At 70.0% G+C, this 14435-nt stretch carries 15 protein-coding genes; 5 read left to right on the forward strand and 10 right to left on the reverse strand.

The genetic code is table 11. The features are described from left to right. Window positions 1-8 precede the first annotated feature (8 nt). Entirely contained in the window at window positions 9-1901 is a 1893-nt protein-coding gene (gene nhaA / locus HDC37_RS07560; protein WP_179559806.1) for a Na+/H+ antiporter NhaA, read from the reverse strand. A gap of 123 nt (window positions 1902-2024) precedes the next feature. Here nhaA and HDC37_RS07565 point away from each other — a divergent pair, with 123 nt between their 5' ends. After that, window positions 2025-3023: a glycosyltransferase family 2 protein gene (locus HDC37_RS07565; RefSeq protein ID WP_179559807.1), complete on the forward strand. Its 999-nt coding sequence runs from the start codon at window positions 2025-2027 to the stop codon at window positions 3021-3023. A 37-nt stretch (window positions 3024-3060) separates the two neighbouring features. Here the strand turns inward: HDC37_RS07565 and HDC37_RS07570 are convergent, their stop codons facing one another. Continuing rightward, window positions 3061-3516, reverse strand: coding sequence for a CinA family protein (locus HDC37_RS07570; RefSeq protein WP_179559808.1), 456 nt, complete (start codon window positions 3514-3516; stop codon window positions 3061-3063). Then, window positions 3516-3950 carry a hypothetical protein gene (locus tag HDC37_RS07575; RefSeq protein WP_179559809.1) on the reverse strand — a complete coding sequence of 145 codons (435 nt, stop codon included), beginning with the start codon at window positions 3948-3950 and terminating at the stop codon, window positions 3516-3518. Before HDC37_RS07575 ends, HDC37_RS07570 begins: the two co-directional genes overlap by 1 nt. 225 nt (window positions 3951-4175) lie before the next feature. Between HDC37_RS07575 and HDC37_RS07580 the strand changes: the two genes are divergently transcribed. The 3 genes from HDC37_RS07580 to HDC37_RS07590 all read left to right on the forward strand — a co-directional run bounded on the left by HDC37_RS07580 (window position 4176) and on the right by HDC37_RS07590 (window position 5807). Next, window positions 4176-4460 (forward strand): hypothetical protein, encoded by a 285-nt coding sequence (locus HDC37_RS07580; protein WP_179559810.1) that lies wholly within the window; start codon window positions 4176-4178, stop codon window positions 4458-4460. 94 nt (window positions 4461-4554) lie between these two features. After that, window positions 4555-5547: an SDR family oxidoreductase gene (locus HDC37_RS07585; protein ID WP_179559811.1), complete on the forward strand. Its 993-nt coding sequence runs from the start codon at window positions 4555-4557 to the stop codon at window positions 5545-5547. Next, window positions 5547-5807, forward strand: a complete 261-nt coding sequence (locus HDC37_RS07590) for an ATP-dependent DNA ligase (RefSeq protein ID WP_306457549.1) — start codon at window positions 5547-5549, stop codon at window positions 5805-5807. Before HDC37_RS07585 ends, HDC37_RS07590 begins: the two co-directional genes overlap by 1 nt. A 50-nt stretch (window positions 5808-5857) precedes the next feature. On the opposite strand, the gene HDC37_RS07595 is transcribed toward HDC37_RS07590, so the two are convergent. The 6 genes from HDC37_RS07595 to HDC37_RS07620 all read right to left on the reverse strand — a co-directional run bounded on the left by HDC37_RS07595 (window position 5858) and on the right by HDC37_RS07620 (window position 12051). Next, window positions 5858-6214, reverse strand: a complete 357-nt coding sequence (locus tag HDC37_RS07595; protein ID WP_179559813.1) for a hypothetical protein — start codon at window positions 6212-6214, stop codon at window positions 5858-5860. Between the two features lie 2 nt (window positions 6215-6216). Next, window positions 6217-6381 (reverse strand): hypothetical protein, encoded by a 165-nt coding sequence (locus HDC37_RS07600; protein WP_179559814.1) that lies wholly within the window; start codon window positions 6379-6381, stop codon window positions 6217-6219. Window positions 6382-6498: 117 nt separating this feature from the next. Beyond that, entirely contained in the window at window positions 6499-8775 is a 2277-nt protein-coding gene (locus HDC37_RS07605) for a glycoside hydrolase family 3 N-terminal domain-containing protein (protein WP_179560072.1), read from the reverse strand. 93 nt (window positions 8776-8868) lie between these two features. Continuing rightward, window positions 8869-9741 carry a carbohydrate ABC transporter permease gene (locus HDC37_RS07610; RefSeq protein WP_179560073.1) on the reverse strand — a complete coding sequence of 291 codons (873 nt, stop codon included), beginning with the start codon at window positions 9739-9741 and terminating at the stop codon, window positions 8869-8871. A gap of 5 nt (window positions 9742-9746) precedes the next feature. Continuing rightward, entirely contained in the window at window positions 9747-10760 is a 1014-nt protein-coding gene (locus tag HDC37_RS07615; protein WP_179559815.1) for a carbohydrate ABC transporter permease, read from the reverse strand. Window position 10761: 1 nt separating this feature from the next. After that, the gene (locus HDC37_RS07620; RefSeq protein WP_179559816.1) at window positions 10762-12051 is read right to left on the reverse strand and encodes an ABC transporter substrate-binding protein; all 1290 of its coding nucleotides are present in this window, start codon (window positions 12049-12051) and stop codon (window positions 10762-10764) included. A gap of 161 nt (window positions 12052-12212) precedes the next feature. Here HDC37_RS07620 and HDC37_RS07625 point away from each other — a divergent pair, with 161 nt between their 5' ends. Next, the gene (locus HDC37_RS07625; RefSeq protein ID WP_179559817.1) at window positions 12213-13214 is read left to right on the forward strand and encodes a LacI family DNA-binding transcriptional regulator; all 1002 of its coding nucleotides are present in this window, start codon (window positions 12213-12215) and stop codon (window positions 13212-13214) included. On the opposite strand, the gene HDC37_RS07630 is transcribed toward HDC37_RS07625, so the two are convergent. Further along, window positions 13183-14412, reverse strand: coding sequence for an ROK family transcriptional regulator (locus HDC37_RS07630; RefSeq protein WP_179559818.1), 1230 nt, complete (start codon window positions 14410-14412; stop codon window positions 13183-13185). The two genes, HDC37_RS07625 and HDC37_RS07630, sit on opposite strands and share 32 nt — an antisense overlap. Window positions 14413-14435 lie beyond the last annotated feature (23 nt).

The raw sequence follows: 14435 nt of genomic DNA on the forward strand, positions 1-14435 counted from the left end.
CCAGAAGGCTACTCAGCCGGTGCGTCAGCGCGAGGGGCCCGCGGCTCTTCGCGTGACGCCTGCAGCGAACGGATGAGAGTCTGTGCGTCGTAGGGACCGTGATGGCGGCGGCCGCCCAGGAAGAACGTCGGCACCGCTGAGATGTTCATCGCTTCGGCGTCGAGCATGTCGTCGCGCACCCGTGCGGTCACCTCGGGTGAGGTGAGGTCGCGCTCGAACCGCTCGACATCCAGCCCGAGCGAGGCCGCGAGGCGCACGATGTCGGAGGGGAGCTGGTGTTCCTGATCCGAGAAGAGACCGCGCTCGAACTCGAAGAACCGCCCCTGGAGCGACGCCGCCTCCGACGCCTCTGCGCCCGCAAGGGCGTTCGGATGCTGCTGGGTCAGCGGCGCATGTCGCCACACGTACCGCAGCTGATCTCCCAGCTCTCGCCGGACCTCCTCGATCGATCCCGAGGCCTTCAGGCAGAACGGGCACTGGAAGTCGCCGTACTCGACGATCTCGTAGGGCGCGTCCATCGAACCGAAGATGTGGTCGCGTCGTGGGTCGACCGCCCGGACGAGGGTCTCGCCCGTCTGCACATCGGGGTGCATCGCGTCGGACACCCGGAACACGATGGTGGCGACGATGAAGGCGAGGACGGATGCGGCGAGAACCCCGACCCGCGCCTCGTTCTGGGCGAGGTCGTCGTCGATCGCGAGGTCGACGATGAAGAGCGAGATGGTGAATCCGATACCGCACAGGGCCGCTCCTCCGGCGATCCGGTCGAGGGTGAGGCCCGGCCCGAAGTCGCCGATCTTCAGCACGCGAAGCACGGCCGACGACCCGAAGACGCCGAGGAACTTCCCCGCGACCAGACCGATGACGATCCCCCAGGTGAGGGCGGAGCCCATCGCGCCGGCGAGGATCTCCGGCGTGAGCTGAACGCCCGCGTTGGCCAGAGCGAACAGCGGCAGGATGACGTAGGCGACGTACGGGGCGTAGGCGGACTGCAGGCGCTCGTTGATCGAGATCGACTCGCGCAGGCTGTTCGCCGCGGCTCGGGCGTACTCGGTGTTCGGCGATTGGCGGAAGGTGCGCGCGAGGTCGAGCGCATGCTCCACGTCGCGCCGGTTGGGCCGGTAGACCGGTACGAGGAGGGCGATCGCGACACCGGCGAGGGTCGGGTGCACGCCGGAGGCGAGGAACGCCAGCCACACGGTGATCGCGAGGGTCGCGTACACCGGACCGCGACCGGACGGCAGATAGCGGGTGAAATACACGCCGACCAGCCCGACCGCGGCGATCAGGAGTGGCAGCGGAGTGAAGTTCTCGGTGTAGACGAGCGCGATGATGCTCAGGGCGCCGATGTCGTCGACCACCGCCAGCGAGAGCAGGAAGATCCGCAGTCGCCCCGGGATCCTCGGACCCACCAGTGCGAGGGCGCCGACCAGGAAGGCGGTGTCGGTCGAGATGACCACGCCCCAGGCGTGGGCGTACCCCGAGGGGAGGGCGACCCAGAAGAACAGGAGGGCGGGGACGACGAGGCCCGCGAGCGCCGCGACAACGGGCACCAGCGCGCGGGACCAGCTGGTGAGCTCGCCGATCGCGAACTCGCGCCGCACTTCGAGGCCCACGGTGAAGAAGAAGATCGCCATCAGGGCGTCGTTCACGAGCGCGTGGAGGGTGAAGTCGAGTTGGATGTCGCCGAGCCCGACCGTCAGCTCCATCTCCCAGAAGGACTCATAGGCCCCGTGCGCGACATTCGCCCAGACGACGGCCGCGACGGTGGCGATGAGAAGCAGCAGGGCGGCTGCCCGGTTCTGCCCGATCGCCCCGATCTTCTCCGCGATGGAATGCCGTCGGCGCGGGCGGGGCGCGGGCGCGGCGGGCGGGTCGGCGGATGTCGTGGAAGCACTCATGGTCGAACTGGGCACATGCTAGAGCACTCGTGTGTCCGGCACATCATCCCGCGTCGGTACCCGATCCAACCGTCCCTCGTCAAACCCCCGCGGCACGGGGCGGCTCGTGTCTACCGTCGAGGGATGGCTCACCCGACCCACCGGCCGCGGATCAGTGTCGTCATCCCCGTGAAGGACGACGCCGACGAGCTCCGGCAGGCGCTGGCGGCGCTCGGCGAGCAGACGGTGCGACCCGACGAGGTCGTCGTGCTCGACAACGGCTCCGACGACCACGTCGAAACGGTCGCGCGGGAGGCGGGCACCCGTCTGGTGCGGGTGCCCGGCGGCGGGATACCCCGCGCGAATGCGGCTGCCTTCGATGCGGCCACCGGCGACATCGTCGCGCGCATGGATGCCGACTGTCGACCGGGCCCGACCTGGGTGGCGGGGATCGTCCGCGCCTTCGATGCCCGGCCCGAGCTCGCCGCCGTGACGGGTGGTGGCCGTTTCGTCGACGGACCCGCATGGCTCCGCCGACCGCTCGCCGCCATCTACCTCTTCGCCTACTCGGCATCGCTCTGGCCGGCACTCGGCCACGCGCCGCTCTGGGGGTCGAATCTGGCGGTGCGACGAGAGGCCTGGCAGCGCGTCGCGCATCTCGTCCACCGAGACGACCCCGACGTGCACGACGATCTCGATCTCGCCTTCCATCTCGGCGAGCGTCACCGCATCGCTCTGGTTCCGGGGCTCCCCATGGGGGTGTCCATGCGGCCGTTCGCCGATGCGTCGGCAATGCGTCGGCGGTTCCGCCGCGGCATCCACACGGTCTTCCTCCACTGGCCGCGAAACGTGCCACCCGTGCGGGTCGCGCGCCTCACCCTCGCGCGCGCGACGGGGCGGACCTTCCCCGGTGCCGCCCGGATGTCAACGGGGTCGACCGGCGTGGGTGAGGGCCGCACAGTGGACCACATGAGCGACGCGACAGCATCCCAGCCCTCCGACCCGACCGACGCCGCCGACGGAGCGCAGACCCACGAACCTACCCCCGACGCGGACGGCGACACGGTGGCGGTGGACGACGGGGATTCCCTGCGCGACCGCAGCGACCTCCAGGATCTTCCGCCCGTGGACGCGAGGACCTGATCCGCCCTCGGGCCCGCGAGCGGGCGCACCCACGCGCTCAGCCGAGGCGGTCCAGGAAGACGTCGAGCGCGGCCTCGACGCTTGCCTCCAGCACCTCGCCCGGGTCGTCGGTGTCGAGCGCCAGCGCGCGGTGCCCGGTACCGGTGTCATCGGCCCACCCCACGTACACGGTGCCCGGGGGGTGTCCGTCCGAGGGATCCGGACCGCCGACGCCGGTCACCGACACGGCGATGTCGGCGACGATGAGCCGGCGCACACCCCGGGCAAGCTGCTCAGCGCACTGCGGAGAACACGGATCCGTGCCGGGTTCCAGCCCGAGGAGCCGCTCCTTCACGTCGAGGGCGTAGCAGATCACGCCCCCGGCGAACCACTCCTGCGCCGATGCGCCCTTTCCGATCGTCGAGGCGAGCAGGCCGCAGGTCAGCGACTCGGCGACGGCCAACCGTGCGCCGCGCTCCTGTGCGCGCTCCGCGAGCGCCTCGACGACGTCCATCAGGGGTGGACGCCCGGAGAGGTGTCGTCGTCCGAGGGGCTCTCCACCTCTCGGACCAGGGCGTCGAGGTCGACGTCGTCAGCGAGACCGGCGTCACGCAGACGGCGGGACAGGATGTCGCGAACCTGGTCTTCGCGCGCGTTGCCGAGCTGGATGTCGGCCCGGGTCTGCACCAGGATGCCGCGCACCTCTTCGCTCAGCGTCGTGGAGTTTTGATCCTCGAGGGGTGCGTCCTGGGTGGCGACATCGTCAGGCTCTCCGCCGCGCGGGCCGACACCGGCGATGTCGTTCTGGCTCGACGCCTCGTCGCCTGTCGCATCCCTGCCCTCCGGGGCGACTGCCGGGGCCGCGCCGGAATCGGCACCGCCGCCGCCCGCGGGCGTCGGGCTCACCGATGCTGCCTTGTCGTCGTCGTGCGGCTGGTTCGTGGTCATGTGGGTTCCCTTCCCGGGGGCGGTGCCGTCGATGGACGATACCGCGGCTGTGGTCCAGCCTGGCGCGACGGGGTCCGGTGCGCACCCGCTTGACGGTCGCGTCGTCGCGGGGTACCGCGCGGTCGCGGGGGAGCGGGGCGGACAGCGGAAGTGGTCCGACCGCCGCTGTCAAGGGTCTGGGCGACGCCATTCCTTCGGGCGCACCATCGAGACGAGGTGAAAGCCATGTACAACCTCAGTGAGAGATTCTTCGAGTTCGCGCCGGTGACCGGTGACTCGTGGCAGCTCCGCGATCGCTCCCTGCCCGACGACGACCCCCGCGGTGTGATCGCCATCGTGACGCGTGTCGCCTTCGGCGTCGACGTGATCTGGGGCCGGGGTATTCGCGCGCCCGACCACTTCGGCCGCCTCGATGACGTTCTCCGCACCGCCGTAGAGGTGCTCTCACGCGGCAGCGGCGGACCGCGCCGACCGGTGCCGATCCCGCACCGCCCGCCCGCGCGCGGGTGAACCCGCGGCATCCGGCTGTCAACCCCCTCGCTCCTGCGACCATCTGCGACGAAAGTCGACTCGACATCGGCCGTCGACCTCGAGGAGCACTCCCATGTCGGATAGCACCGAGCAGGACTTCCCGCCTCAGGGGCAGGAGCAGCCCGGAACCACCGAAGAGATGACGCCGGACCCCGACCACGGCGAGGAAAGCTACGTCGGCTCCGGGAGGCTCGCCGGCAAGCGCGCCCTCATCACCGGGGGCGACTCGGGTATTGGCCGCGCCGTGGCCATCGCGTTCGCGCGAGAGGGCGCCGATGTCGTCATCACGGCGATGCCGGAGGAGGAACAGGATGCCGCGGGCACCGTCTCCCTCGTCGAAGACGCCGGCCGCACCGGTGCGGCGCTCGTCGGCGATCTGCGCGACGAGGCGTTCGCGACGGGCATCGTCGGTGACGCGGCGGAGCAGATGGGAGGTCTCGACATCGTCGTGCTGAACGCCGCGTACCAGGCCGACCGCGACAGCCTGGCCACCATCCCCACCGACGAGTTCGATCGCGTCTTCCGCACCAACCTCTACGCGCTGATGTTCACCGCGCGCGCAGCCCTGCCGCGACTGGCGGCGGGAGCATCGATCATCGTCACCTCGTCGGTCCAGGCGTTCCAGCCCTCGCCCGGGCTCATCGATTACGCGATGACGAAGGCGGCGCAGGTGGCGTTCGTGAAGGCGCTGGCGCAGGAGGTCGGCGAGCGGGGCATCCGGGTCAACGCCGTTGCTCCGGGGCCGATCTGGACACCGCTCATCCCCGCGACCGGCTTCGACGAGGAGAAGCTCATATCCTTCGGTTCCGACACCCCCCTCGGGCGTGCCGGTCAGCCTGCGGAGCTCGCCGGGGCGTATGTCTACCTCGCCTCGGACGACGCGTCGTACACGTCGGGGGCCGTCCTCGCCGTGACGGGGGGGCAAGCCGCTGTAGCCGCACGCACTCGCCGCCCTGGTGGGGCCGGACTGGGTAGGATCTCCCCATGGGCAGGTTCATCTATGACACGATGGCGAATTCCGTTGACATCGAAGACCGGACGCTCGCTCACCTCCGGATCGTCGTGATGAACAAGCTCCGCCGGTCGGAGTCGTTCATGTTCGACGTCGAGATCGGCGACGGCAGCGGTCGACGCAGCTTCTGGATGCACCCGTCGGTGCCGATGCAGTTCCACTTCTTCGGCAGCCGGAACCCCCGCATCAACCGCCTGTGGATCGAGGAGCTCATGCTCGCCGCAAGCGGCCCGAACGGCCTCAGCATCACTCCCGAGCCCGCCGAGGAAGAGAATCCGCCGAACCCCGGGTCGGCCCCTCGCGGCCTGAGCTGACCCCGCCGGTCGGGTCGGCTTCGCGACGCCGCGGCGCGATCGCGGGCGGGTCAGCGGAGGGCGCGCAGCTCGGCGATGTGCTGCGGAGCGGCGTTCTCCGTGGAGGCGTCCATGTGGTCGGTGATCAGCATGATGCCGCCGCTGGAATTCGCCGAACCCACCAGTTCGTCGATCCATGCACGGCTGATCGCAGGCTGCTCCGGATCGTCGAAGACGAAGCGCAACGGAATCGACGGGTGCAGCCAGATCGTGCTGCGCCCGGTCGGCTCCTCATCCGGATGCCGCCACGACAGGGTGAAGCTCTCATCGCGGCGCAGCTTCGTGGCGATGACGACCTTCAGGTGCGCCAGCGCCCGATCCTCGATGTGGATGGGGGTCGCCGAGCCGCCGTAGAAGATGGTGCCCACGATCACGTCACCCCTCGGCCGACCGGTGCGGTCGAGCGCTCAGGGGGGAGGAGCGGGTTCGGCTCCGCGGGGTTCGGCGCGGTCGGTTCGTCCGGCGTCGGGACGACGGGCTCGGCGGGAGTGGAGCCCGGAGTCTCCTCAGGAAGAGGGAGTGCAGCGAAAGTCATGACAACCTCCTTCACGCTCCACAATGCGCCGAACCGGGCCGGCAGCCCAGTGGGTTGACGGCCCGGGTTCCGGGGTATACCCGCGCGCACGCGCGCGGCAGCCGCGCGGTTCTCCGGTCAGCGGACGGCGGCGGCCACCGAGGTCGACACCCCGTCCCGGGATACGGATACCGGCGTGACACGGGCGATCGCGATCCGCGGATCGCCCGCACCGACGGGGTGGACCTCTCCGGTGATCTCCAGCGTCGCCGCCGTCTCGCGCTCGGCGACCGACGCTCCCACCCACAAGTGGATCGTGCCCGGCTCGACGATGCGGGTGAGGTCCCGCCCGCTGAACGCGAGTCGCTGGGTGGGAACCTCGAACGAGACCATCGCCGACTCGCCGGGCTCGAGGGTCACCCGCTGGTAGGCGAGCAGCTGAGCCCGGGGCCGTGTGATGGTCGCCACCGGATCGTGGGCGTACAGCTGAACGACATCGGTGCCGGTCCGCTCGCCGGCGTTGCGCACCGTGACGCTCGCCGTGAAGCTGTTCCCCGCCCCCACCGCCGAGGGAGCGGTGAGGTCCTCGTGTCGGAACGTCGTGTACGCGAGCCCGTGTCCGAAGGGCAGCACCGGCGCGTTGGAGGTGCTCGTGACGTCGGAGGGCCCGCCCAGGATCGGATGCAGGTAGCTGTAGGGCTGGGCGCCGGCGGCGCGGGGGAGCGAAACCGGAAGCCGGCCCGACGGGTTGACCGCACCGGTGAGAATCGCGGCGAGTGCCGTGCCGCCCTCTTCGCCGGGGAAGAACGACTGCACCACCGCGGCGGGGGCGCGGGTACCCTCGACGGCCCATGCGATCGCGTAGGGGCGGCCGGTGAGGAGCACCATCACCACGGGGGTGCCGGTGGCGACGATCGCCTCGACGAGCTCGCGCTGGAGGCCCGGGAGATCGAGCGACTCGACGTCGTTGCCCTCGCCGACCGTGCCGCGGCCGAAGAGGCCCGCTCGGTCGCCCACGACGACGACGGCGGCGTCGCTTCCTGCCGCGAGTTCTGCCGCGGCGGCGATGCGCGACCGGTCGTCGCCCTCGACGTCGCATCCCGCCTCATGGCGGATCTCGGCCTCGGGCAGCGCGGCGCGCAGCGCCTCGAGCACCGTCGGGATCTCGAATCCCATCTCGGTGCCGGGGTGGTGCGCGAGCACGTGGTTGGCGAACGAGTAGCAGCCCATGAGGGCCTCCGCGCTGTCGGCGTTGGGCCCGAGGACTGCGATCCGACGCGCATCGGGGCCGAGCGGCAGCATCCCGTCATTGGTCAACAGCACCGTGCCCTCCTCGGCCAGCCGACGCGCGACGCGGCGGTGCGCCGGGCTGTCGAGGTCGATCTGGCGGGGAGGGGTGTCGAACTCGGCGTCGAGCAGACCCAGCTCCTCCTTCTGAGAGAGGACGCGGGTCACCGCCCGGTCGATCACCGCCTCGTCGAGGAGACCCGCCCGCACCCGCTCGATCAAGGCGGGGTAAGCGTCGAGGGTGGGGAGTTCGACATCGATGCCGGCCTCGAGCGCGAGCTGAGCCGCCTCACCGGGGTCGGCGGCGATCTGGTGCATCGTCTGGAGGAAGGCCACGGCGAAGTAGTCGGCGACGACGACCCCATCGAAGCCCCACCGATCGCGCAGGAGATCGGTGAGGTATTCGCGGGATGCCGCGACGGGCACCCCGTCGATCTCGGCGTAGGAGTTCATCACCGAACGCACGCCGCCGTCGCGCACCGCCATCTCGAACGGCGGCAGGAAGACGTCCGCCATCTCCCGTGGACCTGCGTGCACGGGTGCGTGGTTGCGGCCGGCCTGTGAGCCGGAATAGCCGACGAAGTGCTTCAGGGTGGCGTGTACGCCCGCATCCTGCAGCCCCCGCACGTAGGCCGTTCCGATGGTGCCGACGACGTAGGGGTCTTCGGCGATGCATTCGTCGACCCGTCCCCATCGCGGATCGCGGATGACGTCGAGCACCGGCGCCAGGCCCTGGTGGATGCCGAGTTCGCGCATCGACCCGCCGATGAGGCGGCCCATCTCGGCGACGAGGTCGGGATCGAAGGCCGCGCCCCACGCCAGCGGTGTGGCGAAGGTGGCCGCCTGCCAGGCCGCGAGCCCGGTGAGACACTCCTCGTGCACGAGCGCGGGGATCCCTAGACGGGTCTCGCGCTGCAGCCGGCGCTGCTCGTTCCAGAGCCACTCGGCCCGCGCGATCGGATCGACCGGGCGGGTGCCGTAGACCCGCGTGAAGTGCCCGATTCCATGCACGATCGCGTCCTCGAACCGGGTCGAGGTCTTCATCTCGCCCGCGAGGGGAGCGACCACCTCATCGCCCTGGTCGATCCAGAAGCCGACGAGCTGGCCGAGCTTCTCCTCGAGGGTCATGCGGCGGACGAGGTCCAGGACGCGATCGGATGCCGAGAGGGCAGGGGAGAGTGTCACGATGCTGCTTTCTTCGAGTCGACGAGGGGGGAGGCGTCAGCCCTTGACGGCGCCGGTGAGGCCGCCGACGATGCGACGCTCGAACAGGCTGAAGAAGATCAGCGCCGGGAGCATCGACAGGGACGTGAACGCCAGCACCCGCGCGGTGTCGACGGAGTACTGCGAGGAGAACTGCTGCACGCCCAGGGGCAGGGTGAAGGCCGCCTCGTTGTTCAGGATGAACAGGGGGAGAAGGTACGCGTTCCAGCTGCCGATGAACGCCAGGATCGCCACGGTGATGACACCCGGGATCGACAACGGGAGCACCATCCGCCAGAAGAACGACAGCCGCCCGCATCCGTCGATGTAGGCCGCCTCCTGGATCTCGTCGGGGATGGCCCGCAGGAACGGCACCAGGATGATGATCGTCACGGGAAGCGCGAAGGCGATCTGGGGCAGGATGACGCCCGGGAGGCTGTTCATCAGGCCGAGGTTTCGGATCACGATGTACAGCGGAGTGATCGCGACGGTGATGGGGAACATCAGCCCCGCCGCGAACAGGGCGTACAGCGCGCCCCGGCCGCGGAAGCTGTAGCGGGCGATGACATAGCTGGCCATGAGCCCGAGCGCGACGGCGCCGAACGTGGTCGCGAGCCCAACGAGGGTGGAGTTGCCGACCTGCGTCCAGAACTGCGGGGCAGCCAGCACGCTGGCGTAGTTCTCCCAGCGCCACTCGGTGGGAAGGCCCGCCGGGTTGACGGTGATCTCGGAATTGCTGCGGAAGCCTCCGATGATGATGTACAGCACCGGGCCGAGCATCATCCCGATGACGACGAGGGCGATGAAATAGACGCTCGGCGGGCCCCAGGGGAGCTTCTTCTCGGGCGCGCCCTTGCTGCGTCGGCCTGCGACGCGGGTGGTGAGGGTCATGGTGCTCATCCGGCACCCCTTTCGGTGATCGCGCCGGCGGTGTCGCGCCGCAGCACGTAGCGCTGGTACACCAGGGCGACGGCCAGCGAGATGAGGAAGATGACGACGGCGACGGCGTTGCCGTAGCCGAAGTTCCCGGCGTTGCGGCCGGTGGCGACCATGTAGATGGCCATCGTGTTCGTGCCGGCGACCGACGCGACGTACTGGCCCCAGATGATGTAGACGAGGTCGAACAGCTGCAGTGCGCCGATGATCGACAGGAACGCCCAGATGCGGACGGTGGGTCCGAGCAGCGGCAGCGTGATCCGCCGCTGGATCTGCCAGTACGACGCGCCGTCGATCGCGGCGGCCTCGTACAGCTCCTCTGGGATCGACTGCAGGCCTGCGAGGAACAGGATCACGGCGAAGCCGACGTACTTCCAGGTCAGGATCGCCATCAGCGTCCAGATCGCGATCGCGGGGTCGGAGAGCCAGTCGGCGGCGAGGAAGCCCAGCCCGACGTTCTCGAGGAACCCGTTGAGGGCCCCGCGGGTGGCCAGCAGAAGGCTGAAGCCGGTGCCGACGACGACCTCGGCGATGACGTACGGGACGAAGATCAGCACTCGGATGACGGACTGGCCGCGCATCTTGCGGTTCAGCAGCAGCGCCAGCAGCAGCGCCACCGGTCCCTGCATCACCAGCGAAGCCACGACGATGAAGGCGTTGTGACCGAGCGCCGCCTGGAAGTTCGGGTCACTGAAGATGACGAAGTAGTTCTGGAGGCCGACGAAGTCTGTGGCGGGACCGAACCCCGACCAGCGGAAGAACCCGTAGTAAGCCGCCATCACCACGGGAAGGATGACGAAGCCGACGAAGAAGGCGACGGCGGGGCCCACCATGAGGAGGACTTCGAGCCGGCCGGACCAGCCCAGGCTGCGCGGACGGCCCCTGTCCCGCCGCACGGACGGGGGCGGCGTGGCGCCGCCCCCGTCGTGCTGCGCGAGATCGGAGTCCGTGGCGGACATCTCGCGAACGGTCATGTCAGCCCTGCGCACCCGCCGCGTTGACCGACTGGATGAACTGCTCAGGGTCGCTGTTGCCCGCGAGCATGTCGACGACCGCCACGTTCAGGGCGTTGCCGACGTTCTGGCCGAGTACGGTGTCGAGCCACTGCGAGACGAACGGGGCGCTGTTGTAGGCCTCGAGGATCTGCTGCAGGTAGGGCTCGGTCACGGCTTCCTGCGCCACGGTGTTCACCGGCGGCGACTGGAAGGCCTCGTAGTACAGCTGCTGCTGCTCGGCGCTGGCGACGAAGTTCAGGAAGTCGACGCACTCGTCCGGAGCGTCTGCCGCGCAGGAGTATCCGTCGACACCGCCCATCATCGAACCGGGCTCACCCTCGCCGCCCTCGATCTCGGGGAAGGGGAACCAGGCCAGGTCGGGAAGCGGCTGCTCGTCCGGCGTGAGGGAGGCGATTACGCCCGGGTTCCAGGCGCCCATGAGCTCCATCGCGGCCTGACGGTTGGCGAGGAGACCCGCCGACGACCCGGCGCCCTGCTGGGCGGGGGTGGTCAGGAAGCCCTCGTTGAAGGGCTCGATCGCGGCGAAGTCCTGCAGGTTCTCGGCGGCGCGGGTCCAGCACTCGTCGCTGAAGTCCTTCGAGTCGCCGGTCTCCTCGATCACCTCGGGGCTGCATTCGCGCAGGGCGAAGAAGTAGAACCAGTGAGCGGCCGGCCACGCGTCCTGCGCACCGAGGGCGATCGGCGCGATGCCGGTCTCCTTGAGCGACTCGACGGCGGCTTCGAGGTCGGCGATCGAGGTCGGGGTCTCGTCGATTCCGGCCGTGGCGAAAGCGTCCTCGCTGTACCAGAAGCCTCCGGGCAGAACCGAGAGCGGCATCGCCCACACCGAGTCCTGGTAGGTCTCGGCCGCGAAGGAGCCTTCGGGGATCTCGGCGCGCACGTCGTCGGAGATCAGGTCGGTGAGGTCCTTCAGCTGGCCGGCGTTGACCATGTCGGCCATCTTGCCGCCACCGCGCTGGAGGAAGATGTCCGGCGGGTCGCCCGCGTTCAGAGCTGTCTGGAGCAGACCGTCGAGGTCTTCGTTCTGCACCGACTGCATGTCGATGGTGACACCGGGGTTCTCCTCCTCGAACGCGTCGACGGCGTTCTGCCAGAACTCCTGACCGGGGCCGGTCGTGGAGTTCTGCCAGAGGGTCATCTCCACGCTGCCGTCAGCGGACTCGCCGCCGCCTCCGCCGGAGCATGCGCTCAGCACGAGCGCGCCGGCGAGCAGGGACACGGCGCCCGCTGTGATTCTGCTGGCTTTCATGTGATCCACCTGTTCTCTTCCTTGAGGTGCACTCTCGGTCCTCGAGGTGCGATGCGAATTTCCGGGGTGCTGTCGGGACCCGGACGGCGTCCAGTCTTCGTAACCGATGAAGGTGTGTCAAACGTTTTCGAAAACAGTTTCAATGCGACTACCATCCCCCTATGGGATCCCGTCCGACCATCACCGACGTCGCCCGCGCCGCGGGCGTCTCGGCAGCGACGGTGTCCAAAGCCGTGAACGGTCGATACGGTGTCGCACCCGACACCGTGGAGCGCGTGCTCCAGGTCGTCGCCGAGCTCGGTTACGAGTCGAGCCTCGTCGCCTCGAGCATGCGCTCCCGCCGTACCGGCGTCATCGGCGTCCTGGTCGCGGACTTCGAGCCGTTCAGCGCCGAGATCATGAAGGGGGTCGGGCGAGCGCTGCGCGACACGCACTACGACCTCTTGGCCTACAGCGGCTCTCGGCACCAGAACGGCGAAGGGTGGGAGCGCCGTTCGCTCAGCCGGCTCAGCGGCACGCTGATCGACGGGGTCATCATGGTCACCCCGACCGTGGTCGGTGCGAGTGCCGAGGTGCCGATCGTCGCCGTCGACCCCCACACCGGCCGGGCGGACCTTCCGACGGTCGAGTCCGACAGCTTCGCCGGTGCCCGCGAGGCCACCCGGTATCTGCTGGAGCTGGGTCACCGTCGCATCGGCTTCATCGCGGGGCGCCCCGACCTGCGGTCCTCCATCCTGCGCGATGCCGGGTACCGGCGCGCGCTGTCGGATGCGGGCGTGGCCTACGACCCTTCCCTCGTGCGGGTCGGCATGTACCAGCCCGACGTCGTGCGCGATCAGGCGCGCGGGCTGCTCAGCCAGGACCGTCCGCCGACCGCCGTCTTCGCGGCGAACGACCTGTCGGCGCTCGCCGTCATCGATGTCGCGGCCGGGATGGGCCTGCGGATTCCGCAGGATCTGTCGGTGATCGGATTCGATGACATCCCCGACGCGACGCAGGGGCCGGTGTCGCTGACGACCGTGCGTCAGCCGATGCAGGGGCTCGGCGCGACGGCCGCCGGAATGCTCGTCTCGCTGATGAACGGCGAGACGCTCGACGCCGTGCACGTGGGGCTGGCCACGCGGCTGGTGGTCAGAGGGACGACGGCGCCGCCGCCTCGGTGAGCCCCGCGCCGGCATCGGAGGTAGGCTCCGGGGCGGTCGTAGGGTCGGCCAAGAGGCCGTCGAACACCGTCTCGGCCGCGCCGATGAGCAGGCGATCCTCGGCCAGCGAAGCCAGGCGCAGCTGGAGGTCTTCGGTCGCGGCCGGCATCGCCTGCGCACGCACGCGGGTGAGGAGGTCGTCGACGTCCACGTCGGCGATGGTCGCCAAGAACCCGCCGAGGACGACCACGGAGGGGTTCAGGACGTTGACGGCGTTCGCGAGGGCGGTGGACAGGATGCGGCGCTGCCGCGCGACCTCGGCGGCGACGGCGGCGCGGGCTCGGGGGTCGGGCGGGTCGGCGAGGGCGGCGGCGAGGGTCGGCTCGTCGGCGGAGTCGAGCCCGACGGCGGCGAGCAGTCGCGATCTGCTGACCTCGTCTTCGAGCACGCCGTCGGCGGCGAGCCGGTCTGCTCCGTCGGCGATCCCCGGCCGGTTCTGACCGAACTCCCCGGCGTAGCCGCCCGAGCCTCCCACGGTCACGCCGCCGACGATGAGACCGCCGCCGATGCCGCTCGCGCCGCCGTTGAGGTAGACGACGTCGTCGACGCCGCGCGCAGCCCCGAAAAGGTGCTCGGCCAGCGCGCCGAGACTGGCGTCGTTGGCGACGCGGGTGAGCAGGCCCGTCGCCTCTCCGACGAGGTCGCCGAGGGGCACATCGCGCCAGTGCAGGTGGGGGGCATCACGGACCAGACCATCGGAGGCGCGAACGAGACCGGGCACCGCGAGGCCGATGCCGACGATCGCGGCGTCGGCGAGCACGCCCTCGCGCCATTCCTCCAGTCGCGCGGCGAGCAGGGCGGTGGTCTCCGCGGGAGTCGGCGGCCGGTCGACCTCGTGACGCTCGCGGATCACGGTGGTCTGGTCGAGGCGCACGGCGGCGATCGTGATCGCGTCGACCTCCGGATTCGCGGCGATCGCGACGACTCGCGGTGAGATCTCGACGACCGGCGACGGCCTTCCCACCCGGCGGGCGGGGTCGGGGGCGCGCTCGGTGACGAGACCGTGGCGGACGAGCTGGCCGACGAGGTCGGCGATGGTCGATCGGTTGAGTCGTGTGGCCTCGGTGAGGCTCGCGCGCGAGAGCGATCCGGAGCGATGCAGGAGCGTCAGGATCGTCGACAGGTTCCGCTGTCGACCGCCGGGCCCGAGCAGACTCATCGCTCCAGTGTAGAGAGGCGGTG

This window comes from Microbacterium sp. AK009 (assembly GCF_013410955.1).
GTDB lineage: Bacteria > Actinomycetota > Actinomycetes > Actinomycetales > Microbacteriaceae > Microbacterium.

Bases quoted from the DNA above. Each gene is read 5' to 3' on its own strand.
- nhaA (WP_179559806.1), bottom strand. From the start codon at position 1,901: ATGAGTGCTTCCACGACATCCGCCGACCCGCCCGCCGCGCCCGCGCCC.
- HDC37_RS07565 (WP_179559807.1), top strand. From the start codon at position 2,025: ATGGCTCACCCGACCCACCGGCCGCGGATCAGTGTCGTCATCCCCGTG.
- HDC37_RS07570 (WP_179559808.1), bottom strand. From the start codon at position 3,516: ATGGACGTCGTCGAGGCGCTCGCGGAGCGCGCACAGGAGCGCGGCGCA.
- HDC37_RS07575 (WP_179559809.1), bottom strand. From the start codon at position 3,950: ATGACCACGAACCAGCCGCACGACGACGACAAGGCAGCATCGGTGAGC.
- HDC37_RS07580 (WP_179559810.1), top strand. From the start codon at position 4,176: ATGTACAACCTCAGTGAGAGATTCTTCGAGTTCGCGCCGGTGACCGGT.
- HDC37_RS07585 (WP_179559811.1), top strand. From the start codon at position 4,555: ATGTCGGATAGCACCGAGCAGGACTTCCCGCCTCAGGGGCAGGAGCAG.
- HDC37_RS07590 (WP_306457549.1), top strand. From the start codon at position 5,547: ATGAACAAGCTCCGCCGGTCGGAGTCGTTCATGTTCGACGTCGAGATC.
- HDC37_RS07600 (WP_179559814.1), bottom strand. From the start codon at position 6,381: ATGACTTTCGCTGCACTCCCTCTTCCTGAGGAGACTCCGGGCTCCACT.
- HDC37_RS07605 (WP_179560072.1), bottom strand. From the start codon at position 8,775: ATGACCCTCGAGGAGAAGCTCGGCCAGCTCGTCGGCTTCTGGATCGAC.
- HDC37_RS07610 (WP_179560073.1), bottom strand. From the start codon at position 9,741: ATGACCCTCACCACCCGCGTCGCAGGCCGACGCAGCAAGGGCGCGCCC.
- HDC37_RS07615 (WP_179559815.1), bottom strand. From the start codon at position 10,760: ATGACCGTTCGCGAGATGTCCGCCACGGACTCCGATCTCGCGCAGCAC.
- HDC37_RS07620 (WP_179559816.1), bottom strand. From the start codon at position 12,051: ATGAAAGCCAGCAGAATCACAGCGGGCGCCGTGTCCCTGCTCGCCGGC.
- HDC37_RS07625 (WP_179559817.1), top strand. From the start codon at position 12,213: ATGGGATCCCGTCCGACCATCACCGACGTCGCCCGCGCCGCGGGCGTC.
- HDC37_RS07630 (WP_179559818.1), bottom strand. From the start codon at position 14,412: ATGAGTCTGCTCGGGCCCGGCGGTCGACAGCGGAACCTGTCGACGATC.